The sequence below is a fragment of the Sphingosinicellaceae bacterium genome, from assembly GCA_019285715.1.
In the GTDB taxonomy this organism is placed as follows: domain Bacteria; phylum Pseudomonadota; class Alphaproteobacteria; order Sphingomonadales; family Sphingomonadaceae; genus Glacieibacterium.
This window is the reverse complement of sequence record CP079108.1, coordinates 2,780,442-2,806,463: the sequence shown is the minus strand read 5'-3', so window position 1 is coordinate 2,806,463 and position 26,022 is coordinate 2,780,442. Positions and strand designations below refer to the sequence as shown.

Sequence of the window (26,022 nt, the reverse complement as noted above, 5' to 3'; positions counted from 1 at the left end):
GTCCGCACTCCGCTAAAGACGCGACCGTCGCCAGCGGAGACCCTCGATGCCTGAACTACAACCGACCTATCCGCTCTACGTCGCCAACCGCGCCGAGCAGCCGAACGCTGATCTCGCGGTCACCGACAAGTTCACCGGCGAGGTCGCGACCCGCGTCGCGCTGGCCGATGCCGCCACCATCGACCGCGGCATCGCCGCCGCCGTCCGTGCCGCCCCAGCGATGGCGCGGATGGCCGCATACGAGCGGCAAGCGGTGCTAGCGCACTGCGTCACCCGCTTCACCGAGCGCCAGGATGAGCTCGCGCTGGCGCTGACCATCGAGGCGGGCAAGCCGCTCAACGACAGCCGCGGCGAGGTCGGCCGCCTGATCGACACCTTCCGCATCGCCGCCGAGGAGAGCGTGCGGATGACCGGCGAGGTCCAGCCACTCGACATCAGTGCGCGGGCGAAGGGCTATCTGGGCATGTGGAAGCGCGTGCCGATCGGGCCGTGCAGCTTCATCTCGCCGTTCAACTTCCCGCTCAACCTCGCCGCGCACAAGATCGCCCCGGCGCTCGCGGTCGGCTGCCCGTTCGTGATGAAGCCCGCCAGCCGCACGCCGCTGGGTGCGCTGATCATCGGCGAGGTGCTGGCGGAGACCGACTTGCCGCTGGGCGCCTTCTCGATCCTGCCCGCACACCGCGACGGCGCCGACCTGTTCACCACCGACGACCGCCTCAAGTTGCTGTCGTTTACCGGCTCGCCAGATGTCGGCTGGGACCTCAAGGCCCGCGCCGGCAAGAAGAAGGTCGTGCTCGAGCTCGGCGGCAACGCGGCGGTGATCATCGACAAGGACGCCGACCTCGACGATGCCGCGGCGCGCACCGTATTCGGGGCGTTCTACCAGTCCGGCCAGTCGTGCATCGGCGTCCAGCGCATCATCGTCCACGCCAGCGTCTACGAGGCGTTCAAGGCGAAGCTCGTCGACCTGACCCGCAAGCTCGTCGCCGGCAACCCGCGCGACGAGAAGACCTTCATCGGACCGATGATCGACGTGAAGGAAGCCGCCCGCCTCGGCGGCTGGATCGACGAGGCGGTCGTTGCAGGAGCGACGATCCTGTGCGGCGGCAAGCGCGACGGTGCGATGCTCGAGGCGACGCTGGTGGAGGGCGTGGGCCGCGACACGAAGCTGTACCGCGAGGAAGCCTTCGGCCCGGTGGCGATCTTCTCGACCTTCACCGACTTCGACGCCGCACTCGGCGAGGTCAACGATTCCAAGTTCGGGCTGCAGGCGGGCGTCTTTACCCGCGACCTGTTCAACATGATGAAGGCCTGGGACAAGCTCGAGGTCGGCGGCGTCGTCATCAATGACGTGCCCAGCTACCGCGTCGACAACATGCCCTATGGCGGCGTCAAGGATTCGGGCCTGGGTCGCGAAGGCGTGCGCTTCGCGATGGAGGACATGACCGAGATCCGCAACCTCGTCATCCGCCGCCGGGACAGCGACCTCTCGCCGCTGCCGACGCTGGACTAGGAACCGGCGCGTCGCGTCGCAGTTACCGCCGCGCCATGGAGACCGCCGCCAACTGGATCGCCCCGATTGCCACGACGCTCGCTGCGGTCATGGTCGCCGCCAACCTTGGCAGCCGCTTTACCGGCTGGGGGTTCGTCGTCTTCACGCTCGGGTCGGTTGGCTGGATCGTCGTCGGCGCGGTTACCAACCAGCCGAACCTGCTGTGGCAGAACGTCTTCCTGTTCGCGGTCAACGTCATCGGCATCTGGCGCTGGCTTGGCATCCGGGCGCGCTACGAGAAGGGCGCCGGTGCTGCCACCGAGGCCTCGGCCCGCGTCTTCCGGCGGCAGCGGTGACGCCCCCCGGTGAAGCCACGGTCGCCGGTGCGGCCCAGGCTACCCTGGTCGCGGCCGGTGCGCTGATCGAGGCAGCGGTGCACGGGCGGGACGGCGAGAAGCTCGGCAAGATCGCCGAAATCATGCTGGCGGCGGGTAAGGGGAGCATCGCCTACGTGGTCGTCGCGACCGGGGGCATGCTCGGCATCGGCGAGGCGCTCCACGCCGTCGACTGGTGCGACTTCACTGTGGATCCCGAGAACGGCCGGCTGTCGCTGAACGTGGGCGCTGAGGAGTTTGCGGGGCGGGCAGGGTTCGACAAGGACGCGTGGCCGGTGTCGGTGTGATCCGCGATAGACTGGCCACGTGATCGACCCGCACCCCCTTATCCTCACCGCGCGCCCGGACCCTGACACAGCGTCGCGCTTCGAGACCCTGCGCCGCGCCCATTACCCTGTCGCGCTCAACCAAGTCCCCGCACACATCTCGCTGTTCCACCACCTGCCGGGAGCCGAGTTCGAGGCCGTCGTCGACCGCCTCAAGTTCACCGCGCGCCACCATCCGGCTCCGGAGGTCGAGGTCACCGGCTACCGCTCGCTCGGTCGCGGCGTCGCGCTGGCGCTGCAGAGTCCGGATCTCGCCCACATCCGCGCCGAGCTTGCCGATGCCTGGGCACCGCTGCTGATCCCGCAGGACCGGCAGGGCTGGCGCGGCCATGTCACCGTCCAGAACAAGGTCGAGCCGGCCGTGGCGCGCACGACGCTGGCGCTGCTGACGGCGAGCTTCCAGCCGTGGCGCTCCCGTATCGTCGGCATCGACGTGTGGCGTTATCTCGGCGGCCCGTGGGAGCATCTGAAGACCGTCGCCTTGCGTTGACCGCCGCCCGGCGAGTAGACCGCCGCGTCATGAAGCGTACCACCGGACAGGACCGCAGCGTCACCCGCCACTGGCGTCCCGCCACGCAAGCCGTGCGTGGCGGCACCGCACGCTCCGAATGGGGCGAGACCTCCGAAGCGATCTTCCTGACCTCCGGCTATGCCTACGACAGTGCTGGGGAAGCTGCCGCGCGCTTTGCCGGAACCGCGGTCGGCATGACCTACACGCGGCTGCAGAACCCGACCAACCAGATGCTCGAGGAGCGGCTGTGCCTGCTCGAGGGCGCCGAGGCCGGGCGCGCTACCTGCACCGGGATGGCCGCAATGTCCGCGGCGCTGATGAGCCATTTGTCGGCAGGCGATCACCTCGTCGCCGGGCAGGCGCTGTTCGGCTCGTGCCGGGTGCTGGTCGACACCATCCTGCCCAAGTTCGGGATCGAGACGACTGTCGTGGACGGTCGCGACAACGATGCCTGGGCCAAGGCGCGCCGGCCCAACACCAAGGCGTTCTTCCTCGAGACACCGGCAAATCCGACGCTCGACATCTGCGACATCCAGGCGATCGCCGACATCGGCCACGACGCGGGCGCGCTGGTCATGGTCGACAACGCCTTCGCCTCGCCGATCCTGCAGTTGCCGATGCAGCTAGGTGCCGACGTCGTTTGCTACTCGGCGACCAAACACATGGACGGGCAGGGCCGCGTCATGGCGGGCGCTGTGCTCGGCTCCGAGCGCTGGATCAACGACGTCTACCTTGCCTACGCCCGCCACACCGGCCCGGTGCTGAGCGCGTTCAACGCGTGGGTGCTGCTGAAGTCGCTGGAGACGCTGGACCTCCGCGTCCGCCGCATGGTCGAGAACGCGCACGCCGTCGCGAGCTTCCTCGAGGGCCGCGTGCCCAAGCTCCTTTACCCCGGCCTCGCCAGCCACCCCCAGCACGCGCTGGCGATGCGCCAGATGTCGGGCGGCGGCTCGATCATCGCGATCTGGGTCGAGGACCGGGTGCAGGCGCACGCTTTGCTCGACGGACTCCAGCTCATCGACATTTCGAACAACCTGGGCGATTCTCGCTCGTTGATGACCCACCCCGCCTCAACTACCCACGCCAGCGTCTCGGCCGCGGTGCGCGAGAGCATGGGGATCACCGAGGGCATGCTGCGGCTTTCCATCGGACTCGAGGACCCGCACGATCTCATCGAGGATCTGGCAGGCGCACTCAAAGCAGCAGGCCTGTGATGGAAGCGTTCTTCCCGTATTCGGAAACCACGCAGGGCGTCACCGTCCGCGTCAACCCGAGCTACCTGCCCGACCAGTCGGACCCGGAACAGGCGCGCTTCGTTTGGGCCTATCATATCCGCATCGAGAATGGCTCCAGGCGCGACGTCCAGCTGATCGCGCGGCACTGGATCATCACCGACGGTCGCGGCCGCACCGAGGAGGTCCAGGGCGAGGGCGTCGTCGGCGACCAGCCGGTGATCGCGCCCGGCGGAGCTTACGACTATGTCTCAGGCTGCCCGCTGACGACGCCGTCGGGCACCATGCACGGCAGCTACGCGATGGCCGCCGAGGGCGAGCTGTTCGAAGTCGCGATCCCGCTGTTCTCGCTCGACAGCCCGCACGCGCGGACGAGCCTCAACTAGGTGAAGCGCACCCATCTCCCGCTCAACGCACTCCGCGTCTTCGACGCCGCCGCACGCCACCTGTCGTTCACCAAGGCCGCCGACGAGCTCGCCGTCACCCCCGCCGCAGTCGGCCAGCAGATCCGCGCGCTGGAGGACACGCTCGGCGTCGTGCTGTTCAAGCGCATGACCCGCAACCTCGAACTGACCCCGGAGGCCAGCCTCGCGCTGCCTGCCCTCCGTGCCGGGTTCCTGCAGTTCGAGGAGTCGGTCCGCATTCTCCAGGACGCGCAGGGGTCGAAGGTCCTGACCATCGCTGCGCCGCGCGACTTCACCGCCAAGTGGCTCGCGGCCCGGCTCGCAGCGTACGCCAAGGACCACGCCGACACGCGCTTCGTGCTGGCGGCGCACGATGGCGGCGTCGACTTCACCCAGGCCAACCTCGATCTCGCGGTGGTCTATGGCGGCGAGCCGACCGAGGAGGGCGTTCACGGGCGGATTATCGCGGTCGAGACGCTGGTCGAGGTCGGCGCGCCCGGCACACCTGCCGATGCACTGCGCATCGTCCACCCCGGCGACGTGCGACCGGGCGGACTGACGGTCGGCGATGCCGGTCTCGCGCTGGACGCGGCGGCGCTCGGCTTCGGCATCGCACAGGTACCGGCGACGCTGGCGGCCGCCGACCTCGCCGCAGGCCGCGTCGTGGCGATCGGCGAGCCCGAGGCGACCACCGACGCCTATTGGCTCCTCGCCCCGACCCCGCAGTGGCGGCAGGCGAAGGTCCGCGCACTGGTCGAGTTCCTGCTGGCATAACCGGTTGATCGTAAGGACGAGAGAGTTCCCGGAACGACCGGCCCTCGACTTCCCCCTTACGTCAACCTACACCCCGCGCGATGCAGGACACGAGCCTCGCCGACGCGCCCCCGACTGATACCCCCGAGGATCGGCGCGGGCTGCACTACCCCCACGGTCGCTTCACCCCCGAGCCCGACACGCTGTTCGAGGTCGCGCCCGGCGTATTCTGGCTGCGGATGCCGCTGCCGTTCAGCCTCGACCACATCAACCTGTGGGTGCTCGATGATGGCAACGGCTGGGCGATCGTCGATACCGGGCTGAACACCGGGCAGGGCAAGAAAACCTGGGCCGGGCTGTTCGCCGGGGCGCTGGCGGGCAAGCCGGTCACGCGCGTAATCGTCACCCACTATCACCCCGATCATCTCGGCCTGGCGGGCTGGCTGTGCGAGCGCTGGGGCCTGCCGCTGGAGATCGCGCGCACCGAGTATCTGTTGGCGCGGACCCTGACCCTCGACGTCCGGGATGCTCCACCGCCCGAGGCGGTCGCGTTCTACGCTCGCGCCGCGTGGCCCGAAGAGCGGCTCGACGCCCTCAAGGCGCGAAGCTGGGGCGGCTTCAGCAAGGCCGTCTCGCCGCTCCCCGCCGGCTTCAAGCGTATTCGCGACGGTGATGTGCTGACCATCGGCGGACGGGCGTGGCGCATCGTCACCGGGCGCGGCCATTCGCCTGAGCATTCGTGCCTGGTGTGCGACGAGGCGGGCCTGATGCTCGCCGGCGACCAGGTGCTGCCGCGCATCACCTCGAACGTCTCGGTCTACCCGACCGAGCCCGACGCCGACCCGCTCAAGGACTGGCTCGACAGCATCGAGATGCTGCGCCACCTCGACGCCGGGATGCGCGTCCTGCCGGCCCACAACGAGCCCTTCGATGGCTTGCACACCCGGCTCGACCAGCTCCGCGACGACCACCTCGACAAGCTCGAAAAGCTGGAAGCGTTCTGCGCCACGCCGCGCACGGTGTTCGAGACCTTCCCCATCCTCTTCCGCCGCCCGGTCGGCGACGACGTCATGATGGCGTCGGGCGAAGCGCTGGCGCACCTGCACTGGCTCGAGAACCGCGGGCAGGTGGTGCGCGACCGTGACGGAGCGGTCGATCGGTTCGTGCGGGCATGAGCCGGTGGTCCACGCGCTACGCTCACCCCGGGCGCTGGGACCGCAGCTTCGATCCGTGCCCGGTCCCCGAACTCCTGGCGCACTCCGCCGCCCGCACGCCCCACGCACCGTGCCTCGAATTCCTCGGCCGCCGCTGGACCTATGCGCAGGCGTGGGACCAGGTCCGCCGCAGCGCCGCCGGGTTCACGGCGCTTGGCATCGGACCGGGCGACAAGGTCGGGTTGTTCCTGCCGAACTGCCCGCACTACGTCTTCGCCTACTACGGCGCGATGCTGGCGGGCGCGACGGTGGTCAACTTCTCGCCGCTCTACACCACCGACGAACTCCGCGCCCAGGTCGCCGACAGTGGCACTGTCACGATGGTGACGCTCAACGTGTGCGCCCTCTACGATGTCATCGCGCCGGTTGAAGGCCTGCGGCTGATCGTCGGCGACCTGCCGGAGGTGCTGCCGTTCTGGACCGGGCTCGCGTACCGCCTGTTCAAGCGCCGGGACTGCGCCGCGTTGCCCGCCGGGACGACGCGCTTCGCCGACCTGCTCCGCCACAAGCCGCTCGCCAACCCACCCGCGGTTGCTCCCGGCGACGTCGCTCTGCTCCAGTATACCGGCGGCACCACCGGCACGCCCAAGGGCGCGGTGCTGACCCACGCAAATCTCAGCGTCAACGCGATGCAGGTCGATGCCGTCGACCCGGAGCCGAACGCGCCCGACCGCATCCTCGGGGCGCTGCCGTTCTTCCACGTCTTCGCGAACACCTGCGTCCTCAACCGCACGATGCATCGCGGCGGGCAGATCGTGATGCTGCCGCGCTTCGAGCTGAAGGCGGTGCTCAAGGCGATCCCGAAGCACAAGATCACCGCCATCCCCGGCGTCCCGACGATGTACCGCGCGCTGCTCGACGCGCCCGGGCTGGAGAAAGTCGACCTGTCGAGCCTGCGCATCTGCATCTCCGGCGGCGCGCCGATGCCGCTGGAGCTGAAGACCGCTTTCGAGAAGCGTAGCGGCGCAACGGTGGTCGAGGGTTACGGCCTGACCGAAAGCTCGGGCGTCGTCTCGACCAACCCGTACAAGGGCCTCAACAAGCCCGGCAGTATCGGGCAGCCGCTTCCGCAGACCGACATCCGCCTCGTCGACAACGACGACTGCACCCGCCCTGCGCCCGACGGCGAACCCGGCGAGATCACCGTCTCCGGCCCGCAGATCATGCAGGGCTATCACGGCCACGACGTCGAGACCGCCAACGTCTTCATCGAGCACGACGGCATCCGCTGGCTGCGCACCGGGGACGTCGGCACCATCGATGCCGACGGCTATGTCAGCGTCGTCGATCGCCTCAAGGACATGATCGTCGTCGGCGGCTTCAAGGTCTTTCCATCGGTGCTCGAGGAAATCCTGTACCGCGACCCGCGCGTCCGGGAAGCGCTGGTCATCGGCATCCCCGACCTCCGCCTCGGCGAGCGACCCAAGGCCTTCGTGACGCTGGTCGAGGGGGCGGAGGCGAGCTGCGAAATGTTGCTCGCCGCCTTGAACGCGCATATCGGTAAGCACGAGCGCGCGGCGGCGCTGGAGATCCGCGACAGCCTGCCTAAGACGATGATCGGCAAGCTCAGCCGCAAGGAACTGGTCGCCGAAGAGCGCGCCAAAGTCGGGGGAGAGACGCCATGATCCTGTACGGAAATTCGATGTCGCCTTTCGTCCGCAAGGTGTTGGCGTTCGCCGCAGAGAAGGGCATCCAGCTTACCGTCAAGAACGCCGGTCTAGGGTCGACCGACCCAGGCTTCCTCGCCGCCAGTCCGTTCCGCAAGATGCCGGCGTTCGAGGATGGGGACTACCGCCTCGCCGATTCGAGCGCGATCATCCACTACCTCGAGGCGCTGCATCCATCGCCCGAACTGATCCCTGCCGACCCGAAGCTGCGCGGCCAGACGATCTGGTTCGACGAGTTCGCCGACACCATCGTCGCGGCCTGCGGCGGCAAATTGTTCTTCAACCGGATCGTCAGCCCGCGCTTCCTCGGTAAGCCCGGCGACCTCGCGATGGCCGATGCGGCCGAAGCCAACGAGATGCCGCCCCTGCTCGACTATCTGGAAGGCGTTATCCCCGCCAGCGGCTTCCTCGTCGGCGACCGACTGACGCTGGCCGACATCGCGGTGACTTCGCCGTTCGTCAATATCGGCCACGTCGGCTGTGCTCCCTGCGCCGACCGCCACCCGAAATTGGCTGCTTATCTGGCGGCAATGATCGCGCGACCGAGCTTCGCTGGGTGGGTCGCGCGGGAACAGAAGGCGTTGGCAGCCTGACGCACGTGTGGGGTCGCGCTTGACCCTCGCCGACCGTCCGTCCATCAGTTGCGCGCATGGACGACACCAATTCGATCGAGAACCTCAGCTTCGAGGCGGCGCTCAAGCGTCTCGAGGCCATCGTGCACAGTCTCGAGGCCGGCGACACGCCGCTCGAGACATCGATCGACCTGTATACCGAGGGGCAGACGCTGAAAGATCACTGCGAAAAGAAGCTGGCGGGCGCGACGGCACGGATTGAGGCGATCCAGCTGAGCGCCGACGGCCGCGCGATCGGCCTCAAGCCGCTCGATCCGGCCTGATGGCGTCGACGAACTTGGTTCAGGCCTCGATCAGTCTGAAGCCCGCGCTCGACGCGATCGGGCGCACCATGGACCAGCGCTTCGAGCGCCTCCTGCCGGTTCCCGACGATGGTCGCGCGCGCCTTTACGAGGCGATGCGTCATGCGGTCATCGGCGGCGGCAAGCGCATGCGGCCGCTGCTCGTGGTCGCCGCGTGCGATCTGTTCCACGTCGACCGTGAGCGCGCGCTGCGCGTCGCCATCGCGATCGAGGCGGTGCACTGCTACAGCCTGATCCACGACGACCTGCCGTGCATGGACGACGACGACCTGCGCCGCGGCAAGCCGACCGTCCACAAGGCCTTCGACGAGGCGACCGCGGTGCTGGCGGGCGATTCGCTCCACGCCTTCGCCTTCGAGGTGCTCGCCGACCCCGCCACTCACGAAGACCCGTTCGCCCGCGCCGAGCTCGTGCTCGAACTCGCCCGCGCGTCTGGCCCGTCGGGCATGGCTGGCGGCCAGATGATGGACCTGGCGGCCGAGGATACGCCCTTCGACCTCGGCGAGACGACCCGGCTGCAGCAGCTCAAGACCGGGGCGCTGATTGGCTTCTGCCTCGAGGCGGGAGCGATCATGGGGCGTATTCCCGAGGCGTCGCGGACACCGTTGAGGGGCTATGCCCGCGACCTCGGCCTGGCGTTTCAGATCGCCGACGACCTGCTCGACGTCGAGGGCGATGCCGAATCGACCGGCAAGGCGGTCCACAAGGACGCCGGCCGCGGCAAGGCGACGTTCGTCTCGCTGCTTGGCGTCGAGCGGGCCCGGACCCAGGCCAAGATGCTGATCGACCAGGCGATCGAACACCTCCAGCATTTCGGCCAGGAGGCCGACCTGCTCCGCGCCATCGCGGTCTTCGCGATCGAGCGCGACCGCTAGCCAGATGACTGGGGGCCGACCATGACCAACCGCATCGGCGTCTATCCGGGGACGTTCGACCCCGTCACGCTCGGCCACATGGACATCATCCGGCGCGGTGCCAAGCTAGTCGACCAGCTCGTCATCGGGGTCGCGACCAACCCGTCGAAATCGCCGATGTTCACTCTGGCCGAGCGCGTCGACCATGTCCGCCGCGAGACCGAGGGCATGCCGGGCATCAAGGTCGTCGAGTTTGACGCGCTGCTGATGAAGTTCGCCGAGGCGCAGGGCGCCTCGATGATCATCCGCGGGCTCCGGGCGGTCGCCGACTTCGAGTACGAATATCAGATGGCGGGCATGAACCAGCAGCTCAACAGCCGCATCGAGACGGTTTTCCTGATGGCCGACGTCGCGCTCCAGCCGATTGCCTCCAGGCTGGTCAAGGAGATCGCGGTCTATGGCGGCGACATCCGCAAATTCGTGACGCCACGGATCGCGGTCGACATCGTCGATCGGGTCACGGCGAACGCTGCAGCCGCCGCCAAGTAATGTTCATTGCCACGTCATCGATTGGACGGCAGATGCGGGGCATGATGAACAGACTGATGCTGATCTTCGCGGTGGCGGCAATGGCCACTGCGCCGGTGCTGGCGCAGCAGCCCCCGGGCAAGGCTCCGGAGGTCGCGACGACCCCCAAGGCGCTGCCCAAGATGGCGCCCATCGTTGTCAAGCCGGCCCCGCCGCTGACGCCCGACAACACGCTTTACCTCGACCTGTCGACCGGTGGCCGCGTCGGCATCGCGATGCGCCCCGACATAGCCCCGGCGCACATCGAGCGCATCAAGACACTGGTTCGCCAGCATTTCTACGACGGCACTGTCTTCCACCGTGTCATCGAGGGTTTCATGGCGCAGGGGGGCGATCCGACCGGCACCGGGCAGGGCGGCTCCAAGCTTCCCGACCTGAAGGCCGAGTTCAACGACCTGCCGCACGTCCGCGGTGCCGTCGCGATGGCCCGCGCCGCCTCGAACGACAGCGCCAACAGCCAGTTCTATATTGTCCTGCAGCCGGTGCTGAAGCTCGACCACAGCTACACGGTGTGGGGCCGGGTGTTCTCGGGAATGGAGTATGTCGACTCGATCGAGCGCGGCGAGCCGCCGACCAATCCCTCGAAGATCATCCAGGCCTCGATCGGCAGCGACAACGTCCCGCCGCCCGCGCCGGGGACGCCGATCCCGACCCGCGCGCCGAACCCGCTGATCGACGGGCCGGCTCCGGGTGCCGCGCCAGCCGCGCCGACGCCGCCGACCGCGCCGGTTCCAGAAACGGCACCTTCGACCCCGATCCCGCCGAAGCCCTGAGCTAGCGTCGAGCATCGAGCGGCCCCCTTCCCGGAACGGGAAGGTTTGGGAAGGGTCTTGCGCAGGCTCCGTCTGCCGAGCTTATGCCAGGTCCCACCCCCGACCCCTCCCGTACCGGGATGGGAGCAGAGAAACAGATGCGCGTCTCCGACTTCGACTTCGACTTGCCCGCCGACCGGATCGCGCTGCGCCCCGCATCCCCTCGCGACTCCGCACGGCTCCTCGAGGTCACCCCCGAACACATGACCGACCTCGGCATCGCCGACCTGCCGTCGCGTCTGCGCCGCGGCGATGTGCTGGTCTTCAACGACACGCGAGTCATCCCCGCCCAGCTCAGCGGCAAGCGCGGTGACGCAACTATCGGCGTCACCCTCCACCAGCGCCTCGGCGAGCGCGAATGGTGGAGTTTTGTCCGGAACGCGCGTCGGGTAGTCTCCGGCGACGTCATCGACTTCGGCCACGGGCTGACGGGCACCGCGCTCGAGAAGTCGGACGAGGGTGCGGTCCGCTGGCGCTTCGCTTCTGAGGACAGTTTCGAAGCCGCGCTCGCCCGCGCCGGGACCATGCCGCTGCCGCCCTATATCGCCTCGAAGCGCGCCGTCGATGCACGCGATGCCGAGGACTACCAGACACTCTACGCCGCCGCCCCCGGCGCCGTCGCCGCGCCGACCGCCGGCCTGCACTTCACCCCGGCGCTATTCGAGGCGCTCGCCGCCGCGGGCATCGGGCGCGAGACGGTGACCCTCCACGTCGGCGCCGGCACCTTCCTGCCGGTCAAGGCCGACGACACCGACGAACACCGCATGCATGCCGAATGGGGCAGCCTCGATGCCGCCACTGCCGCACGCCTCGCTGCTGCACGTGCGGCAGGCGGCCGGGTGATCGCGGTCGGCACCACCTCGCTGCGGTGCCTCGAGAGCGCCGCCGCTGCCGGCCCGGGCGCGTGGACCGGCGACACCCGTATCTTCATCACGCCCGGCTACGGCTTCCGCGCCGTTGACGGCCTGCTGACCAACTTCCACCTGCCGCGCTCGACCCTGTTCATGCTGGTCAGCGCGATGATGGGCCTCGACACGATGCGCGCCGCCTACGCCCACGCGGTAGCGACCGGCTACCGGTTCTACAGCTACGGTGATACCAGCCTGCTCCTGCCGGGAGGGGCCTGATGACCGTCGAGATCCGCGAGTTCGGCTACGGCGACATGGGGGCGATCGTCACCGCCCAGACGCGCTATTACGCCGCCGCCGAAGGCTGGAGCGGTGGCATGGAGGCGCTGCTGCTCGAGGTCACTGGAGAGTTCGTGCGCCGCCACGTCGCCGGGCGCAGCAACTGCTGGATCGCCGAGCGAGGCGGAGAGCCCGTCGGCAGCATCTTCTGCTTTGATGCGGGCGAGGGAGTCGCCCAGCTCCGCCTGATGTACGTTGACAGCGCGGTCCGCGGCCTCGGCGTCGGCCGCGAGTTGATCGCGCGCTGCGTCGACTTCGCGCGCGCGTCGGGTTACCGCAAGCTCAAGCTGGGGACCCACAGCAACCTGCTCACGGCCCGCGCCCTCTACGCCAAAGCCGGTTTCGTCCTGACAGCGACCGAGGACCACCACGAATTCGGGGTTCCGGTCCACGGCGAGACGTGGGTGCTTCCACTCGCTAAAGCCTGACGCGATGACTCGACCACGCTTCGATTTCACCATTTCCGCCACCGACGGAGCCGCCCGTACCGGCGTCATCGCGATCCGGCGCGGCGACATCCGCACGCCCGCCTTCATGCCGGTCGGCACCGCCGCGACCGTCAAGGCGATGCGACCCGCCGACGTCCGCGCGGCCGGGGCGGACATCATCCTCGGCAACACCTACCATTTGATGCTCCGTCCAGGGGCCGAGCGGGTGGCGCGGCTCGGCGGGCTGCACAAGTTCATGGGCTGGTCTGGGCCGATCCTGACCGACAGCGGCGGCTACCAGGTAATGAGCCTTGCGGCGCGCACCAAGCGCTCGGAGGAGGGGGTCGCCTTCGCCTCGCACCTCGACGGGTCGAAACACCTGATCACGCCGGAGCGCTCGATTGAAATCCAGCGCCTGCTCGGCAGCGATATTGTCATGGCTTTCGACGAGCTCGTCGCGCTGCCCGCCGAACGCGAGGCGGTCGAGGCGGCGATGGCGCGCTCGATGCGCTGGGCGGCACGGTCGCGCGCGGCCTTCGACGGCGGCGGCGAGCATGCAGCCTCGGCGACCCTGTTCGGCATCCAGCAGGGCGGCCTCGACGAGGGCCTGCGCGGCACGTCGGCGCGCGCGCTCTGCGACATCGGCTTCGACGGCTATGCCATCGGCGGCCTCGCGGTCGGGGAGGGCCAGGCGGCGATGTTCGGTGTCCTCGACTTCGCCTGCGACCAACTTCCCGTCGACCGCCCGCGCTACCTGATGGGGGTCGGCAAGCCCGACGATATTGTCGGCGCGGTCCAGCGCGGTGTCGACATGTTCGACTGCGTGCTGCCGACGCGCTCCGGGAGGACGGGGCAGGCATTCACCCGCGACGGCCCGATCGCGATCCGCAACGCCGGCTTCGCCGAGGACAAGCGCCCGCTCGACCCCGGCTGCCCGTGCCCAGTCTGCGCGCAGAACAGCCGCGCCTACCTGCACCACCTGGTCCGTAGCGACGAGATCCTCGGGGCCATGCTGATGACCGAGCATAATATCTGGTTTTACGAGGTGCTGATGCAGGACCTGCGGGACGCGATCGCGGGCAAGCGCCTCGACGCCTTCGCAACCGCATTCCGAGCCCGCTACCTACCCTCCCCCCTTGAGGGGGAGGGACCGGCTGCCCTCGCAGCCAGGGAGAGGGAGGGGAGGGGGAATCCCGAGTAAGCGGCCCCCGCCCCCTCTCCCTGGTTGCGAAGACGCAACCTGTCCCTTCCCCCCGGGGGAGGGTAGTGCGTTACTTCCCCGTGAAAACCGCCGGCCGCTTCTGCAGGAAGGCGCTGACCCCTTCTGCGAAGTCCGGCGACCGGCCCGCCGTTCGCTGGTTCCGCCGCTCGACCATCAGCGCCTCGGTCAGCGACACGTCGAGGCAGTCGCGGATGCCCTGGCGGATCAGCGCGTAGGATCGCGTCGGCCCCTTGGCGAGCTTCTGCGCCACCGCGGTCGCGGTCGAGATCAGCTCGGCATCCTCGACGACCTGGTAGATCATGCCCCAGTCGAGCGCGGTCGCGGCCGGGATCTTCTCGCCGAGCATCATCATCGCCTGCGCGCGGGCCTTGCCGGCGAGGCGCGGCAGCAGCCACGTCGAGCCGACGTCGGGGACCAGCCCGATGTTGATGAAGGCCTGCAGGAAATACGCCGACTTTCCGGCGATGACGATGTCGCCCGACAGCGCAAACGAGCAACCGGCACCCGCGGCGGGGCCGTTGACTGCGGTGATGAACGGCACCGGCAGCGCGAACAGCCGCTCGAGTAGCGGGTTGAAGTGGGTCTCGAGCACCTTGCCCGCATCGACCGGGCCCGAGCGCTTGCTGCCGCCACCCCCGGCACCGCCGCCCGCGAGGTCGGCTCCGCTCGAGAAGCCGCGGCCGGCCCCAGTCATCAGCAGCGCGCGCGCCGTGCCCTCGTCACGAACCCGGTCGACCGCGTCGATCATCTCGCCGATCACGCCGACGTGGAGCGCGTTGAGCATCGTCGGGCGGTTGATGGTGAGCGTCGCGACGCCCTCGGCTTCGTCGAACAGGATGTGCTCGTAGGTCATGGCTCGCGGCTTCCCCAACGGTTGACGTGTACGTCAACTGTCTAGCACGGCCGCTGCCGAGCGCGCCCTGTTATTAGTGCCAGAGCATAGGCAGGCGAAGGTTAGAGCGTTGCCTTCGACATCAGGAAAGCGGGGATGCCCTCCTCGCCGAAACCGATGATGCTGCGGTCCTCGGCATCCTCGCGGGCCTCGCGGCGGCCAACGTCGCGGCCGCGTTCCCGGCCACGCTCACGCGGCGGGCCGCGATCGGAGCGCGATTCGGGGGCACGGGCTTCGCGGGACTCGGTACGTGCTTCGCGGGGCTCGGGGCGTGCTTCGCGGGGTTCGTTGCGTGGCTCGCGCGGTTCACGCGGTTCACGCGGTTCGCGCGCCTCGCGTGGCTCACGGGCTTCGCGCGCGGCGGGCTGGCGCTCGGTGTCGACTGTAGCGGCCTCGGGGGCATCGGCACGCTCGCCAGCCGGCTTGCGGCCCTTGCCGCCACGACGGCGGCGGCGCTTGCGCTCGGGATCACCGGGCTGCCGTGCCTCGGTGTCGGAACCGGCGCCTTCGACCGCGCGCTCGGGCGCAGCCTCGAAATCGTCCGCATCCTCGACCGCGTCGCTCGGCACCGCAATAACCTCGGCAGCGGCCTCGACCTCGGCAGGGGCAGCGGCGACGGCACCGTGGCGGGGCACCTTGTGGCTGATCAGCTTTTCAACTTCGCGGAGGTTCTCCTCCTCGTCGGGGGTCAGCAGCGTGTAGGCGATACCGGTGCGCCCGGCACGGCCGGTGCGGCCGATGCGGTGGACATAATCCTCGGCGTGGTGGGGGACGTCGTAGTTGATGACGTGGCTGACGCCAGGCACGTCGAGGCCGCGTGCCGCGACGTCGGAGGCGACCAGGATCAGGATTTCGCCGGACTTGAAGCGGTCGAGCTCGCGGATGCGGTCGCCCTGGTCCATGTCGCCGTGGATCTGGCCGGCGGCGAGGCCAGCCTTCTTGAGCACGTCGGCGAGCTCGCGCACGTCGCGCTTGCGGTTGCAGAAGACGATGGCGTTTTTGACCTCAGGGTCACGAAGCAGCTTGCGCAGCGTCTCGCGCTTGCCGCGCGGGGTGGTCTCGACGACGAACTGAGAGATGAGGACGTTCGACTGCGCTGGCCGCGCAACCTCGATCATCTTGGGATCGGTCATGAAGCGGTCGGCAAGCTTCTTGATCGGCCCCGGCATCGTTGCCGAGAACAGCAGGGTCTGCCGCTCCTTGGGCAGCTTGGTGCAGATTTCCTCGATGTCGGGGATGAAGCCCATGTCGAGCATGCGGTCGGCTTCGTCGATGACCAGCAAGGCGCACTGGTTGAGCATGATCTTACCGCGGCCAAACAGGTCCATCAGGCGGCCCGGGGTGGCGATCAGGACGTCAACGCCCTTCTCGAGTGCCGCGAGCTGGTCGCCCATCGAGACGCCGCCGATCAGCAGCGCCATGCTCAGCTTGTGATATTTGCCGTATTTGTCGAAATTCTCGCTGACCTGCTGGGCGAGCTCGCGGGTCGGTTCGAGGATCAGCGAGCGCGGCATGCGGGCTCGGCTGCGGCTGCCGGCGAGGATGTCGATCATCGGCAGCACGAACGACGCGGTCTTGCCGGTCCCGGTTTGCGCCACGCCGATGATGTCGCGGCCCATCAGGACCGACGGAATCGCCTGCGCTTGGATCGGCGACGGGGTCGTGTAGCCGCTGTCTTCTACGGCGCGGAGTAATTCCTCCGACAGGCCGAGGGCTTCGAAACTCATGCGGATCCTAGGACCTGGCCAGCGAAAAGCGCACAGCCGTGCTGCGCTTGCTCAAACTTCGGCGTGAAAGTCAATCTTGTACGCTCGGTACGGCAAAAAACAAAGCTCCCGGCCCATGAACAAAGGGCGGGGATTGCTCCCCGCCCTCGGTCGATCGAGCTGCGAACGCCTAGAAGCGGACGCCGCCCGCGATGCCGTAGCGCCGCGGCTCGAGCGTGAAGATGTTGGTGAACAGCCCCGACGACTGGTCGGTTACGTAGAGGCCGGTCGTCGCATTGCTGTTGGTGAGGTTCTGGATATAGCCCCGCAAGAACCACTTGTCGTCCTTGCCGTTGAGCTGGATCTGAGCGTTCTGGATTACGTAGCTCGGGATCCGGTTGATTGCCCGCGTCTGGCCCGGCGCGGCACCGTTGAAGATACTGCCGAAGCTCGTGCCCGTCATCGTGATGTCGTAGCGGGGGACGAGCGACATGCCGTTGCCGAACTCGAACGTGTACTGCATGCCGCCCGACGCCTTGAAGTTCGGAGCCTGGGGCAGCTGGTTGCCCTTGACGTTGACGGTGACGCCTTCGTTCAGGACCGCGATGCCGCCGAACGCCGCACCGGCGGCTGCGGCATAGCCGCTGAGTGCCGCGCAGACCCCGAAGGCTCCAGTTGCGCCGTTGATGCCGCTCCCCGTTGGGAACGCCGTCGGCGCTTGGAGGCCAGCGCCTGCCATCAACCCAGGAACCAGGCCGGCGTTGATCTGGGAGTTCACGAAGCCAACGAAGGCGTTCGAACCGGCGGCATTGCCGGCGACGGTCGGCACGACGGCGCAGTTCGAGCCGTTGGCGATGTCCTTGATGATAACGGCATCACTGCGGCCACCCGAGGGATCGCGCGGATTCGACAGGAACTTGTCGTCGGCGACCTTGGTGTGGAGATAACTGAAGCCTAGGTTGATCTGCAGCGCACGGATCGGCTCGATAATCGCATCGGCTTCGATACCGTAGATGTTGGCATTGACGTTGTCGTTGACCGAGGTCCGGGCAACGATTCGGCTCAGCTGCAGACCCTTGTACTTGTAGTAAAAGCCCGTGAGGTTAAGCCGAAGTGTACCATCGAGGAAAGTATTCTTCGAGCCGACTTCAAAGGCGTCGATGAACTCCGGCGAGAACGACTCGTTGACCGCAAAGATCGGTGACAGGGGCGGGTTGATACCCCCCGACTTGTAGCCGCGCGAATACGAGGCATAGAGCAGGTTGTCGTCGGTGATCTTGAAGTCAAGAACGGCACGGCCGGTGAACTCACCGAACTTGACCTTGCGCTTCTGGAACAGCTGGTTCCCGACAATACCCGGATCTGCATCGAAGGTGCCGACGAACGGCGAGTCGAAGGCGTCGGTAGTTCCATAAGGAACCGCGAACGCCGCGAGCGCGGTACGCTGCGTAACCGATTTGCGGTCGTTATTGTAGCGGATACCGACGGTTGCTTTCAGGCGGTCGGTGATGTCGACATAGCCTTCGGCGAAGATGCCATAAGAGTTCAGGCTATAGTCCTGCTGGTTGTTCCGGTAGAATGGCGAGCCAAGGTAGACTACCGGGAAGGTCGTGTTGCCCGCCCCTTGTTGACCCAACGTCGTCGCCGCGCCAAGCACGCCAGCGATATAGTCGATACCGAACGAGTTGACGTAATAATCGAGATTCTTGGTCGTCAGGCGGTTGTAGATGCCGCCGATCAGGAAGTTGAACTTGCCGTCGAAGTGGCTCGAGAGGATCGCCTCGCCGGTGTAGGCTTGGTTGACACCTGTCGAGCGGTCATAATCTTCCGGTGTATTGGCGCAGAACGCGTGGCCGCCGTAAGCCCCGGTGCCCGTCGTCTCAGCCTGCGAGGTGCAGAGCTGGCCATTGGGGCCATTCGGGATCAGCACGTTCGCTGCTGGCCCGAAGATGCTCGCGAGATAGGCACCCCCGGCACCGCCGGCATAAGCCGCCAATGTGTTCAGGCCTTGAGCGTAAACCGACCGGTTCTGGACCGACAGGTTATAATCCTGCTGCGAGTCGACCTTGTTGCGCTGGTACAGACCAGAAACCTTCACACTGAAATCGCCGAAGTCGTGGTCGATCTTGATCGACGCCTGAATCTCGTCGGTGAAGTACTTTGGCGTATAGTCGGTGCTGACCTTGCGCACATCGTCGGGGTTGATGTTGCCCTGATAGGCGTCGGGGCCATACAGGCTGCCGAGGCCGAGCGCGCCGATCGCGGCGCCACCCTGCGTGGTCAGGAACTCTCGCGATGATAGCGTGCCGACGAACGTCGAATTGGCGTTGGTGGTGCCGAAGTCGTTCTTGCCGGGAAGACAGCCGAGGACACCGGTCGGGTCGCGCTGGCAAAGCTGCTTCTGGATGCGCAGGCGGTTATCGTTCTCGTGGAAGTAGTAGCCCATCAGGTCGACTGTGGTGTTCGAGTCGGGCTTCCAGCGCAGCGAGGCGCGGAGCGCATATTCTTTGCGGCCATCGAGCTTGTCGCCGTTGTAGACGTTTTCGGTGTAGCCATCGCGCTTGAGGTAGAAGCCGGCGAGCCGTGCCGCGATTGTGTCGCCCAGCGGCACGTTGATTATGCCCTTCGCCTTATAGGTATTGTAATTCCCGTACTCGCCCTCGGCCGAAGCATGGAATTCCTTCATTACCGGCTTGGCGGTGATGAAGTTGACGACGCCGGCGGTGGCGTTGCGGCCGAACAGGGTGCCCTGGGGCCCGCGCAGAACTTCGACCCGCTCGAGGTCGAAATACTCGGTCTCGAACAGTCGCGTGCCGAACAACGGCAGGTCGTTGACGTGGATCGCGGTGGCGCTGTCGCAGGTGCCGCCAACGCAAAGGTCGCCGATGCCGCGGATCGTGAAGCTGGCACCCGTGAAGTTCGTTTTGGTAAAGGTAATATTGGGCAGGCTGAGCTGCAGATCCGAAGCGTTGTTGATCTGCTGCTTCTCGAGCGCTTCGGCGGTGAAGGCGCTGATCGCGATCGGGACGTCCTGCAGGCTCTGCGACTGGCGCTGGGCGGTGACGATAATGTCGTCGATGCCGGTGTTCCGGTCGTCGACAGCAGCGGCGCTCGGGCGGGCCGTCGTCGCCCCGGAGGTGTTACCCGGGGGAGCCGACTGGGCACCGGCGGCGCTGGCGACAAGCGCGCTCACCGAGACCCCCGAAACAAGCAAAATACGCATAGTGCTGCTGATGATCGGCCGCATGACGGCGTCCCTCCCCTATTACGTCTTGCGTCGCCCGACTGTAGTCGCCGGGTCGATGCAGCCAGTGGACACAATCGCCCAAAAGCTTCCGAATCAATGAAGCCGCTTTAGGAGAACTTGTCCAGCGTACCGTACGCGATTCACCGTGATCGTGATCACAGTGGCAAATCAGCAACAATAACGCTCGATCACCGGCGGCGGCGGTGCTTGGGTACCGGCGGCTTCCGTACCTGCAGGATGCTGGCGATCAGGCACTCGCCGCCGGCCCGCGAGATGACCGCGTCGCGGCCAGCGCACAGCCGCCCCTGCTCGGCGCGGCGGTAATAGAAGCCCCGGTAGAAATCGAGCGCCGGGCAGCCTTGCGCGAAATACATTCGCCAGCGCGCGCCGCCCTGCAGCGTCAGTTCGACTGAAGCGTCGCCGAACAGTTGCGCGCCTGCGATTTTGTGCACGTCGACGCAGGTCGTCCGCCCGGACAGCGGCGGATCGGGGCGGATCAGGGTCGCCCGGCGTGGCAGCGGCGCGATGATCTGGACACGCTCGACCTCCTTCTTCTTGCCGAACCACAGGAAGCGCGCCGCCCCGGGTGTCGGCAGCAGGCCGACCAGCGTCATCACAATGATCGCTCGCCGCCATGCCATTGCCGTGTCGCTGCTCCTGCCCAAGGCGTTCCGGTGGGGTTCGCTTGTTGAACCGAAAATGAACCGGGTCGGTCGCGCGATACTCATGACGAGATCACCGCAGAGGCTGGCACGAAAGCCACGGTCGCGGTACGGCAACTGGGTGATTGCCCCCACGACCCTCGATCCCGCCGCTTATGTGGACCTGACCGCCGCTGTCGGGGAGGGCAACTGGTACGACGACCCGGAGGCTCTCGCGCCCCACCTCGTTGATTGGCGGGGCGCGGTGCATGGCCGGGCGAGCCTCCTGTTGCGGCCGCGCACGACCGCAGCCGTGGTGCGGATCGTCGAGGCGGCCGCCCGCCACCGTGTCGCGCTGGTGCCGCAGGGTGGCAATACCGGGCTCGTCGGTGGCGGCATCCCCGATATGAGCGGGGGCGCGGTGCTGCTGTCGCTCGCCCGCATGGACCGGATTCGCGACGTCGACGCCGCCGGCCTCACGCTGACCTGCGAAGCGGGTGCCGTGCTCGCCAACGTCCACGACGCGGCGCGAGCGGCGGGCTGCGAGTTCCCGCTGTCGCTTGGAGCCAAGGGGAGTGCAACCATCGGCGGACTCGTCTCGACCAATGCCGGCGGGGTGCAGGTGCTGCGCCACGGCACGATGCGTGCCCTCGTCGCGGGGCTCGAGGCGGTGCTGCCCGACGGGCGCGTGCTGCATCAGCTGACCGGGCTCGCCAAGGACAACAGCGGCTACGACATCAAGCAGCTGCTGATCGGCGGGGAGGGCACGCTCGGCATCGTCACCGCGGTCGCACTGCGGCTGGTCCCGGCACCCGCTCACCGCGCCGTCGCCTGGGCGGGGCTTGCCGATCCGCACGCCGCACTGAAGCTGCTGACCCGGCTGCGGCGCGCGTCGGGCGGGCAGGTCGAGAGTTTCGAGCTCATCCCCGCCGACGGCCTCGCGCTAACCGTGCAACATATCGAGGGCATCCGCTCGCCGCTCGCCCGGGAGCACGCGTGGCATGTGTTGGTCGAGCTCGCCGGTCCTGCCAGCCTCGACGAACTGCTGACCGAGGCGCTCGGCGAGGCTGCCATGGCGGGCGAGATCGAGGACGCGACGGTGGCGGCCTCGACGGCACAAGCAGCGGCGCTGTGGCGCATCCGCGAGGAACTGCCCGAAGCCGAGCGCCGCGACGGGCCGTCGCTCCACCACGATATCTCGGTCGCCGTCGCCGCGATGCCGGGCTTCACCATTGATACTGGCGCGGAGGTCGAGGCGGCATTCCCCGGCGCGCGCATCCTGTCGTTCGGCCACCTCGGCGACGGCAACCTGCATTTCAACGTGCGGCCACCCGCCGATGCCGAGCCACGCGCGTGGCTCGCCGCGAACGGCGGCCCGGTGACGACATTGGTCTACGACCTCGTCACCGCGGCCGGCGGATCGATCTCCGCGGAGCACGGCATCGGCATCCTGAAGCGCGAAATGCTGGTTCGGACTGCCGACCCCGCCAAGCTTTCGGCGATGCGCGCGGTCAAGGCGGCGCTCGATCCGCTGGGTATTATGAACCCAGGCAAGATTCTTTAGACCGGATTCTCCGGCCTTGTTACTTTAGCCTCGCACCACTAGACGCTCGGCCTCGCGGACCCCGGGGGGTTCAGTCCCGCAAACGATTTCGAAAGTTCGAGTAATGGCCAGTTCGCCCGTAAACACGGATATCGCCCAGCAGCTGCCGCTGTTCTACGGCTCGCTCGTGCCGCTGTCGTCGCAATTCCACCCGAACCACGGCCTGAAGGTGCGCGAGGGCTTCGCCTTTGCCAAGAACACCCACGCCATCCCCGTCACCGTCGACGAGTTCGCGGTCGTGCAGCGCCATTACCCGATCGTCTTCGGCCTTGGCGACAATCCGGCACCGCTGGCGCTCGTCGGCCTGACCGAGGGCACCAACCTGTATGTCGATGCCGACGGCATGTGGCAGCCGGGCGCCTATGTCCCGGCGTTCGTCCGCCGTTACCCGTTCATGCTCGCCAAGCTCGCCGAGGATGCGACCGACCTGTCGCTGTGCTTCGACGACAGCTGCAACCAGATCAGCCCCGACGGCGAGGACAAGCTGTTCAACGGCGCCGAGCCGACCGACACCACCAAGAACATCCTCGCATTCTGCGAGCAGTTCGAGCAGGCGGTCGCCCGCACCCGTGGCTTCATGGAGGAGCTGGCGAAGCTCGACCTGATGATCGACGGCGAAGTAACGATCCAGCAGCCGGGCATGGCCGAACCCGCCGTCTACCGCGGTTTCCGCATGGTCGCCGAGGAAAAGCTCCAGAACATCCGCGGCGACCAGGCTCGCAAGATGGTGCAGAACGGCATGATGGGCCTCGTCTATGCGCATCTGTTCGGCCTGTCGCAGATCGGCGGCCTGTTCGAGCGCCAGGGTGGCACGCTGCAGCAGAAGTCCTTCTAGCCTCGAAGGCGGGCTCGCAGCGTTCGCGCGGGCCTTTCGCGCGCGGAGACGGTACGCTAACATCGGGAAAGTTCTCGTCAAAGGAACCTCGATGCGCCGTTTCCTGCCTGTCGCCGTCTTCGCTGCGCTGCTTGCAGCGCCGGCGCTGGCCGCGCCCGCGATCGATGCCGCGTCCGGGCATTATGTGCTCGATCCAGCGCATGCCAGCGTGACGTGGAAGATCATGCATCTCGGGCTGTCGAACTACACTGCCCGCTTTGCCAAGATCGATTCGACCGTCGATCTCGACGCCGCGACACCGGCCAATAGCAAGTTGTCGGTGACCATCGACGCAAACTCGGTACGCACCGACTTCCCGTTCCCGGAAAAGACCAACTTCGACAAGGAGGTCGGCGGGGACGCGCGCTTCCTCGATGGTGAGAAATTCCCCGAGATCAAGTTCGTTGCGACCAAGATCACCGCAACCGGCCCGAAGTCGGGCACCGTTACGGGCGACCTGACCCTGCGCGGGGTTACCAAGCCGATTACCCTCGCCGCGACGTTCAATGGTACGATGAAGGCCAACGCGATGATGGGCGCGGCCAAGTTCGGCATCTCGGCGCACGGCAGCATCAAGCGCTCCGACTTCGGCATGACCTACGGCGGTCAGTTTCTCGGCGACACTGTCGAGCTGCTGATCGAAGCCGAATACAAGTTGGCCAAATAATGCCGCACAGCCGCTATTCGACGGTCGCGATCGTCTTTCACTGGACGATCGCGGTCCTGCTGATCGCCAACCTCGCCGCGGGCCTTGCGTTCGACCGGATCGAGGCGGCCGACAAGCAATTGTTCTTCACGCTTATCCAGCTTCACAAGTCGACCGGGATCACCATCCTGGTGCTGGCGGTGGCGCGGCTGATCTGGCGTCTGATGAACCCGCCGCCGCCGCTCCCCGACCACATGACGAGCGCCGAGCGCGTCCTCGCGACGATATCGCACTGGGGCTTTTACGTGCTGATGTTCGCGCTGCCGCTGTCGGGCTGGGCGATGGTGTCGACTGGCAAGCTGATCTTCCCGATGTTCTGGTACGGGCTGTTCGAAATCCCGAAGTTACCGATCGGCAACACGCAGCACGAGACGTTCGAGAATGTCCACGGCCTGCTCGGCTGGGTCGTGCTGGCGCTGATCGTCCTCCATGTCGCGGCGGCGCTCAAGCACCATTATTTCGACCGGGACAATCTGCTGGCCCGCATGTGGCCCAGCCGGGGCAAGGCGTGAAGCGTGCCTTCGCGCTCCTGATATTACTTGCCGCAGCCACTCCGGCGACGGCGGCGCGGTGGTCCGTGGTCCCCGCACAAAGCCGTATTGCCTTCACCGCGAACTGGCTTGGCAAGCCGGTCGAGGGGGTGTTCAGGAGCTGGAGCGCGACCATCGACTTTGACCCGGCCGCGCCCGCCAAGACCAATGTCGCGGTGATCGTCGACCTGACCTCAGCCGCGACCGGGGACAAGACCGTCGACGGCTCGCTGCCGGGCAACGACTGGTTCGCTGTCGCTTCGGGCAAGACCGCGCGCTTTGTTTCGACGAAAGTCACCGCCGCCGGCCCGGGCCACTACGTCGCGACCGGCACGCTGACCATCCGCGGCAAGGCGGTGCCGCTGACCCTGCCGTTCGCGCTCGCCGTTGCCGGCGACACCGCAACCATGACCGGGCAGGTCCAGCTCGACCGCCGCGCCTGGAAGCTCGGTCTCGACTCGGATGCGACCGCCGAATATGTCGCCTTCGCGGTGCCGCTGGCGGTCAAGGTCGTGGCGAAACGCCTGCCGTACCCGACGAAATCCCTGCGGTAACTGAAGTTTCATGCGGACGGGTCTTGCGCCGCGGCGCAGCATTTCCCATCTTAGTCTCAGCCGGGCGTTCCCCCCCTTTCGCCCGGTGTTCCCTGAACCCTGGCCGCTCCGCGATTACGCGGGGCGGCCTTTTTTTCGTGGTTATTCGGCAGCCTGAGCGAAGGGTGCCGCGAGGCCGAGCCGCGGCGTGATCTCGACGAGCTGTGCGACCAGCCCGGTCAGCAACGCCGCGATCGTCGCAAAGCCCATGTGGCGCGTCAGCCGCGACGGATCCATGTACAGCGCCCGGTCGATCTCGATCTGGACGGTGTGCACCCCAAGCTCCGGGCGGCCGTGGCATGCGGTGGTGTAGCCCCCGGCATATGGCGCGTTGCGCGCCACCCGCAGCCCGGCGACGGCGAAATAGGTCGCGATCGCCTCGACCAGCGGCGTTGCGGCGCTCCGCCCGAACAGGTCGCCGAGGACGATCTGCGCGGTGCCGCCGGCACTTGGCGCAGGCGTCGGCATCGAATGGCAATCGAGCAGCACCGCGAAGCCGTGCCGGGCCCGCGCGCTATCGGTCAGTTCCTCGAGTGTCGCGTGCCACGGGCGGTGTACGGCCTCGATGCGGGCCCGGGCCTCGTCCAGCCGCAGTCGCGTCGGATAGATGTCGAGCCCATGCCCGGCGATCCGCGGCACGACCCCCAATCCGGCCTGCACCCGGTCGGTGGACTGGTCGGCGTGGGCGTCGAACGGCTCGACATACATCGCGGGGTCGAGCTCGGCGGCCGCGCGGTTGAGGTCGAGCCAGCTGCGCCCATAGCGCGCCATGATCCGAGGCACCCCGGTCGCGGCGGCACCGTCGAGCAGCCCGTCGACATAGGCGTCCTCGGCGCGGCGGAGCTGCGCGAGCGTCAGGCGAGTGCGCGCAAGGAAGTCCGCCGGATAGTCGCGTCCGGAGTGCGGCGACGCCAGCACCACCGGCCAGCGCCCGTCGCGGTCGCCCGTGACGGTGAAGCCGGGCAGGGGGGCAGGGGATAGGGGAAGCACGACGTCTCCACTTTAGGCGTCGAAGCCGAGAGAACAACCGGCTACGGCGCGGGTTGCGTCGCCCGGCGGATTTGCCTAAGAGGCGCCGCAGTGGACGCGTAGCTCAGTGGTAGAGCACTGTGTTGACATCGCAGGGGTCGCTGGTTCAATCCCAGCCGTGTCCACCATTAATCCCAACGACTTAGATGTATTTCCCAGCCGGTCCCGACAGGGGCCGGCGG

Annotated in this window: 27 protein-coding genes and 1 tRNA gene; 23 read left to right on the top strand and 5 right to left on the bottom strand. The window is 67.4% G+C overall.

The genetic code is table 11. The features are described 5' to 3' along the window. Positions 1-46 precede the first annotated feature (46 nt). The 17 genes from KX816_13030 (at position 47) to tgt (ending at position 13,998) form a co-directional block, all read left to right on the top strand. On the top strand, positions 47-1,513 hold the full coding sequence (locus KX816_13030) for an aldehyde dehydrogenase family protein (GenBank protein ID QXQ05194.1): 1,467 nt from the start codon (positions 47-49) through the stop codon (positions 1,511-1,513). Between the two features lie 35 nt (positions 1,514-1,548). After that, positions 1,549-1,848 (top strand): hypothetical protein, encoded by a 300-nt coding sequence (locus KX816_13025; GenBank protein QXQ05193.1) that lies wholly within the window; start codon positions 1,549-1,551, stop codon positions 1,846-1,848. After that, complete coding sequence (locus KX816_13020) at positions 1,845-2,174, top strand: PRC-barrel domain-containing protein (GenBank protein QXQ05192.1); 330 nt, start codon at positions 1,845-1,847, stop codon at positions 2,172-2,174. The genes KX816_13025 and KX816_13020 overlap by 4 nt, the downstream gene beginning before the upstream one ends. Before the next feature lie 19 nt (positions 2,175-2,193). Continuing rightward, positions 2,194-2,703: a 2'-5' RNA ligase family protein gene (locus KX816_13015; GenBank protein ID QXQ05191.1), complete on the top strand. Its 510-nt coding sequence runs from the start codon at positions 2,194-2,196 to the stop codon at positions 2,701-2,703. Positions 2,704-2,732: 29 nt separating this feature from the next. After that, positions 2,733-3,938, top strand: coding sequence for an O-succinylhomoserine sulfhydrylase (gene metZ / locus KX816_13010; protein QXQ05190.1), 1,206 nt, complete (start codon positions 2,733-2,735; stop codon positions 3,936-3,938). After that, positions 3,938-4,342, top strand: a complete 405-nt coding sequence (gene apaG, locus KX816_13005) for a Co2+/Mg2+ efflux protein ApaG (protein QXQ05189.1) — start codon at positions 3,938-3,940, stop codon at positions 4,340-4,342. The genes metZ and apaG overlap by 1 nt, the downstream gene beginning before the upstream one ends. Beyond that, positions 4,343-5,134 carry a LysR family transcriptional regulator gene (locus tag KX816_13000; GenBank protein ID QXQ05188.1) on the top strand — a complete coding sequence of 264 codons (792 nt, stop codon included), beginning with the start codon at positions 4,343-4,345 and terminating at the stop codon, positions 5,132-5,134. It begins immediately after the preceding gene. 80 nt (positions 5,135-5,214) lie between these two features. Next, positions 5,215-6,288: an MBL fold metallo-hydrolase gene (locus tag KX816_12995; GenBank protein QXQ05187.1), complete on the top strand. Its 1,074-nt coding sequence runs from the start codon at positions 5,215-5,217 to the stop codon at positions 6,286-6,288. Next, complete coding sequence (locus tag KX816_12990) at positions 6,285-7,952, top strand: AMP-binding protein (GenBank protein ID QXQ05186.1); 1,668 nt, start codon at positions 6,285-6,287, stop codon at positions 7,950-7,952. The genes KX816_12995 and KX816_12990 overlap by 4 nt, the downstream gene beginning before the upstream one ends. Beyond that, positions 7,949-8,587, top strand: coding sequence for a glutathione S-transferase family protein (locus KX816_12985; protein QXQ05185.1), 639 nt, complete (start codon positions 7,949-7,951; stop codon positions 8,585-8,587). The genes KX816_12990 and KX816_12985 overlap by 4 nt, the downstream gene beginning before the upstream one ends. A 56-nt stretch (positions 8,588-8,643) precedes the next feature. Next, a complete protein-coding gene (locus tag KX816_12980; GenBank protein QXQ05184.1) occupies positions 8,644-8,889 on the top strand; it encodes an exodeoxyribonuclease VII small subunit in 246 nt (81 codons plus the stop codon). Continuing rightward, positions 8,889-9,803: a polyprenyl synthetase family protein gene (locus KX816_12975; protein QXQ05183.1), complete on the top strand. Its 915-nt coding sequence runs from the start codon at positions 8,889-8,891 to the stop codon at positions 9,801-9,803. Before KX816_12980 ends, KX816_12975 begins: the two co-directional genes overlap by 1 nt. A 21-nt stretch (positions 9,804-9,824) precedes the next feature. Continuing rightward, complete coding sequence (gene coaD, locus KX816_12970) at positions 9,825-10,331, top strand: pantetheine-phosphate adenylyltransferase (protein QXQ05182.1); 507 nt, start codon at positions 9,825-9,827, stop codon at positions 10,329-10,331. A gap of 41 nt (positions 10,332-10,372) precedes the next feature. After that, entirely contained in the window at positions 10,373-11,143 is a 771-nt protein-coding gene (locus tag KX816_12965) for a peptidylprolyl isomerase (GenBank protein ID QXQ05181.1), read from the top strand. A 137-nt stretch (positions 11,144-11,280) separates the two neighbouring features. Next, a complete protein-coding gene (gene queA, locus KX816_12960) occupies positions 11,281-12,309 on the top strand; it encodes a tRNA preQ1(34) S-adenosylmethionine ribosyltransferase-isomerase QueA (GenBank protein ID QXQ05180.1) in 1,029 nt (342 codons plus the stop codon). Continuing rightward, positions 12,309-12,797 (top strand): GNAT family N-acetyltransferase, encoded by a 489-nt coding sequence (locus KX816_12955; GenBank protein ID QXQ05179.1) that lies wholly within the window; start codon positions 12,309-12,311, stop codon positions 12,795-12,797. The genes queA and KX816_12955 overlap by 1 nt, the downstream gene beginning before the upstream one ends. Before the next feature lie 4 nt (positions 12,798-12,801). Continuing rightward, entirely contained in the window at positions 12,802-13,998 is a 1,197-nt protein-coding gene (gene tgt, locus KX816_12950) for a tRNA guanosine(34) transglycosylase Tgt (protein ID QXQ05178.1), read from the top strand. Positions 13,999-14,068: 70 nt separating this feature from the next. Here the strand turns inward: tgt and KX816_12945 are convergent, their stop codons facing one another. The 4 genes from KX816_12945 to KX816_12930 all read right to left on the bottom strand — a co-directional run bounded on the left by KX816_12945 (position 14,069) and on the right by KX816_12930 (position 20,478). Then, positions 14,069-14,872, bottom strand: a complete 804-nt coding sequence (locus tag KX816_12945; GenBank protein QXQ05177.1) for an enoyl-CoA hydratase/isomerase family protein — start codon at positions 14,870-14,872, stop codon at positions 14,069-14,071. 101 nt (positions 14,873-14,973) lie between these two features. After that, complete coding sequence (locus tag KX816_12940; GenBank protein ID QXQ05176.1) at positions 14,974-16,638, bottom strand: DEAD/DEAH box helicase; 1,665 nt, start codon at positions 16,636-16,638, stop codon at positions 14,974-14,976. Between the two features lie 169 nt (positions 16,639-16,807). Further along, positions 16,808-19,840, bottom strand: a complete 3,033-nt coding sequence (locus tag KX816_12935) for a TonB-dependent receptor (GenBank protein ID QXQ05175.1) — start codon at positions 19,838-19,840, stop codon at positions 16,808-16,810. A gap of 212 nt (positions 19,841-20,052) precedes the next feature. Further along, a complete protein-coding gene (locus KX816_12930) occupies positions 20,053-20,478 on the bottom strand; it encodes a hypothetical protein (protein ID QXQ05174.1) in 426 nt (141 codons plus the stop codon). A gap of 112 nt (positions 20,479-20,590) precedes the next feature. Here KX816_12930 and KX816_12925 point away from each other — a divergent pair, with 112 nt between their 5' ends. The 5 genes from KX816_12925 (at position 20,591) to KX816_12905 (ending at position 24,772) form a co-directional block, all read left to right on the top strand. After that, the gene (locus KX816_12925; GenBank protein QXQ05173.1) at positions 20,591-22,069 is read left to right on the top strand and encodes an FAD-binding oxidoreductase; all 1,479 of its coding nucleotides are present in this window, start codon (positions 20,591-20,593) and stop codon (positions 22,067-22,069) included. 103 nt (positions 22,070-22,172) lie between these two features. Beyond that, complete coding sequence (locus KX816_12920) at positions 22,173-22,943, top strand: SapC family protein (protein ID QXQ05172.1); 771 nt, start codon at positions 22,173-22,175, stop codon at positions 22,941-22,943. Between the two features lie 91 nt (positions 22,944-23,034). Next, positions 23,035-23,649: a YceI family protein gene (locus tag KX816_12915; GenBank protein ID QXQ05171.1), complete on the top strand. Its 615-nt coding sequence runs from the start codon at positions 23,035-23,037 to the stop codon at positions 23,647-23,649. Then, positions 23,649-24,200, top strand: a complete 552-nt coding sequence (locus tag KX816_12910; GenBank protein QXQ05170.1) for a cytochrome b — start codon at positions 23,649-23,651, stop codon at positions 24,198-24,200. The genes KX816_12915 and KX816_12910 overlap by 1 nt, the downstream gene beginning before the upstream one ends. Further along, the gene (locus KX816_12905; protein QXQ05169.1) at positions 24,197-24,772 is read left to right on the top strand and encodes a YceI family protein; all 576 of its coding nucleotides are present in this window, start codon (positions 24,197-24,199) and stop codon (positions 24,770-24,772) included. Before KX816_12910 ends, KX816_12905 begins: the two co-directional genes overlap by 4 nt. A 141-nt stretch (positions 24,773-24,913) precedes the next feature. Here KX816_12905 and KX816_12900 read toward each other — a convergent pair whose 3' ends face one another. Next, positions 24,914-25,801, bottom strand: coding sequence for an N-formylglutamate amidohydrolase (locus tag KX816_12900; GenBank protein ID QXQ05168.1), 888 nt, complete (start codon positions 25,799-25,801; stop codon positions 24,914-24,916). Positions 25,802-25,893: 92 nt separating this feature from the next. On the opposite strand from KX816_12900, the gene KX816_12895 reads away from it, so the two are divergent. Continuing rightward, positions 25,894-25,968, top strand: a tRNA-Val gene (locus KX816_12895). Positions 25,969-26,022: the final 54 nt, after the last annotated feature.

Bases quoted from the DNA above. Each gene is read 5' to 3' on its own strand.
- KX816_12920 (QXQ05172.1), top strand. From the start codon at position 22,173: ATGGCCAGTTCGCCCGTAAACACGGATATCGCCCAGCAGCTGCCGCTG.
- KX816_12935 (QXQ05175.1), bottom strand. From the start codon at position 19,840: ATGCGTATTTTGCTTGTTTCGGGGGTCTCGGTGAGCGCGCTTGTCGCC.
- coaD (QXQ05182.1), top strand. From the start codon at position 9,825: ATGACCAACCGCATCGGCGTCTATCCGGGGACGTTCGACCCCGTCACG.
- KX816_12930 (QXQ05174.1), bottom strand. From the start codon at position 20,478: ATGACGCTGGTCGGCCTGCTGCCGACACCCGGGGCGGCGCGCTTCCTG.
- KX816_12990 (QXQ05186.1), top strand. From the start codon at position 6,285: ATGAGCCGGTGGTCCACGCGCTACGCTCACCCCGGGCGCTGGGACCGC.
- KX816_13025 (QXQ05193.1), top strand. From the start codon at position 1,549: ATGGAGACCGCCGCCAACTGGATCGCCCCGATTGCCACGACGCTCGCT.
- tgt (QXQ05178.1), top strand. From the start codon at position 12,802: ATGACTCGACCACGCTTCGATTTCACCATTTCCGCCACCGACGGAGCC.
- KX816_12995 (QXQ05187.1), top strand. From the start codon at position 5,215: ATGCAGGACACGAGCCTCGCCGACGCGCCCCCGACTGATACCCCCGAG.
- KX816_12945 (QXQ05177.1), bottom strand. From the start codon at position 14,872: ATGACCTACGAGCACATCCTGTTCGACGAAGCCGAGGGCGTCGCGACG.
- KX816_12985 (QXQ05185.1), top strand. From the start codon at position 7,949: ATGATCCTGTACGGAAATTCGATGTCGCCTTTCGTCCGCAAGGTGTTG.
- KX816_12925 (QXQ05173.1), top strand. From the start codon at position 20,591: ATGACGAGATCACCGCAGAGGCTGGCACGAAAGCCACGGTCGCGGTAC.
- KX816_12980 (QXQ05184.1), top strand. From the start codon at position 8,644: ATGGACGACACCAATTCGATCGAGAACCTCAGCTTCGAGGCGGCGCTC.
- KX816_12955 (QXQ05179.1), top strand. From the start codon at position 12,309: ATGACCGTCGAGATCCGCGAGTTCGGCTACGGCGACATGGGGGCGATC.
- queA (QXQ05180.1), top strand. From the start codon at position 11,281: ATGCGCGTCTCCGACTTCGACTTCGACTTGCCCGCCGACCGGATCGCG.
- apaG (QXQ05189.1), top strand. From the start codon at position 3,938: ATGGAAGCGTTCTTCCCGTATTCGGAAACCACGCAGGGCGTCACCGTC.
- KX816_12915 (QXQ05171.1), top strand. From the start codon at position 23,035: ATGCGCCGTTTCCTGCCTGTCGCCGTCTTCGCTGCGCTGCTTGCAGCG.
- KX816_13030 (QXQ05194.1), top strand. From the start codon at position 47: ATGCCTGAACTACAACCGACCTATCCGCTCTACGTCGCCAACCGCGCC.
- KX816_12940 (QXQ05176.1), bottom strand. From the start codon at position 16,638: ATGAGTTTCGAAGCCCTCGGCCTGTCGGAGGAATTACTCCGCGCCGTA.
- KX816_12975 (QXQ05183.1), top strand. From the start codon at position 8,889: ATGGCGTCGACGAACTTGGTTCAGGCCTCGATCAGTCTGAAGCCCGCG.
- KX816_12910 (QXQ05170.1), top strand. From the start codon at position 23,649: ATGCCGCACAGCCGCTATTCGACGGTCGCGATCGTCTTTCACTGGACG.
- metZ (QXQ05190.1), top strand. From the start codon at position 2,733: ATGAAGCGTACCACCGGACAGGACCGCAGCGTCACCCGCCACTGGCGT.
- KX816_12965 (QXQ05181.1), top strand. From the start codon at position 10,373: ATGATGAACAGACTGATGCTGATCTTCGCGGTGGCGGCAATGGCCACT.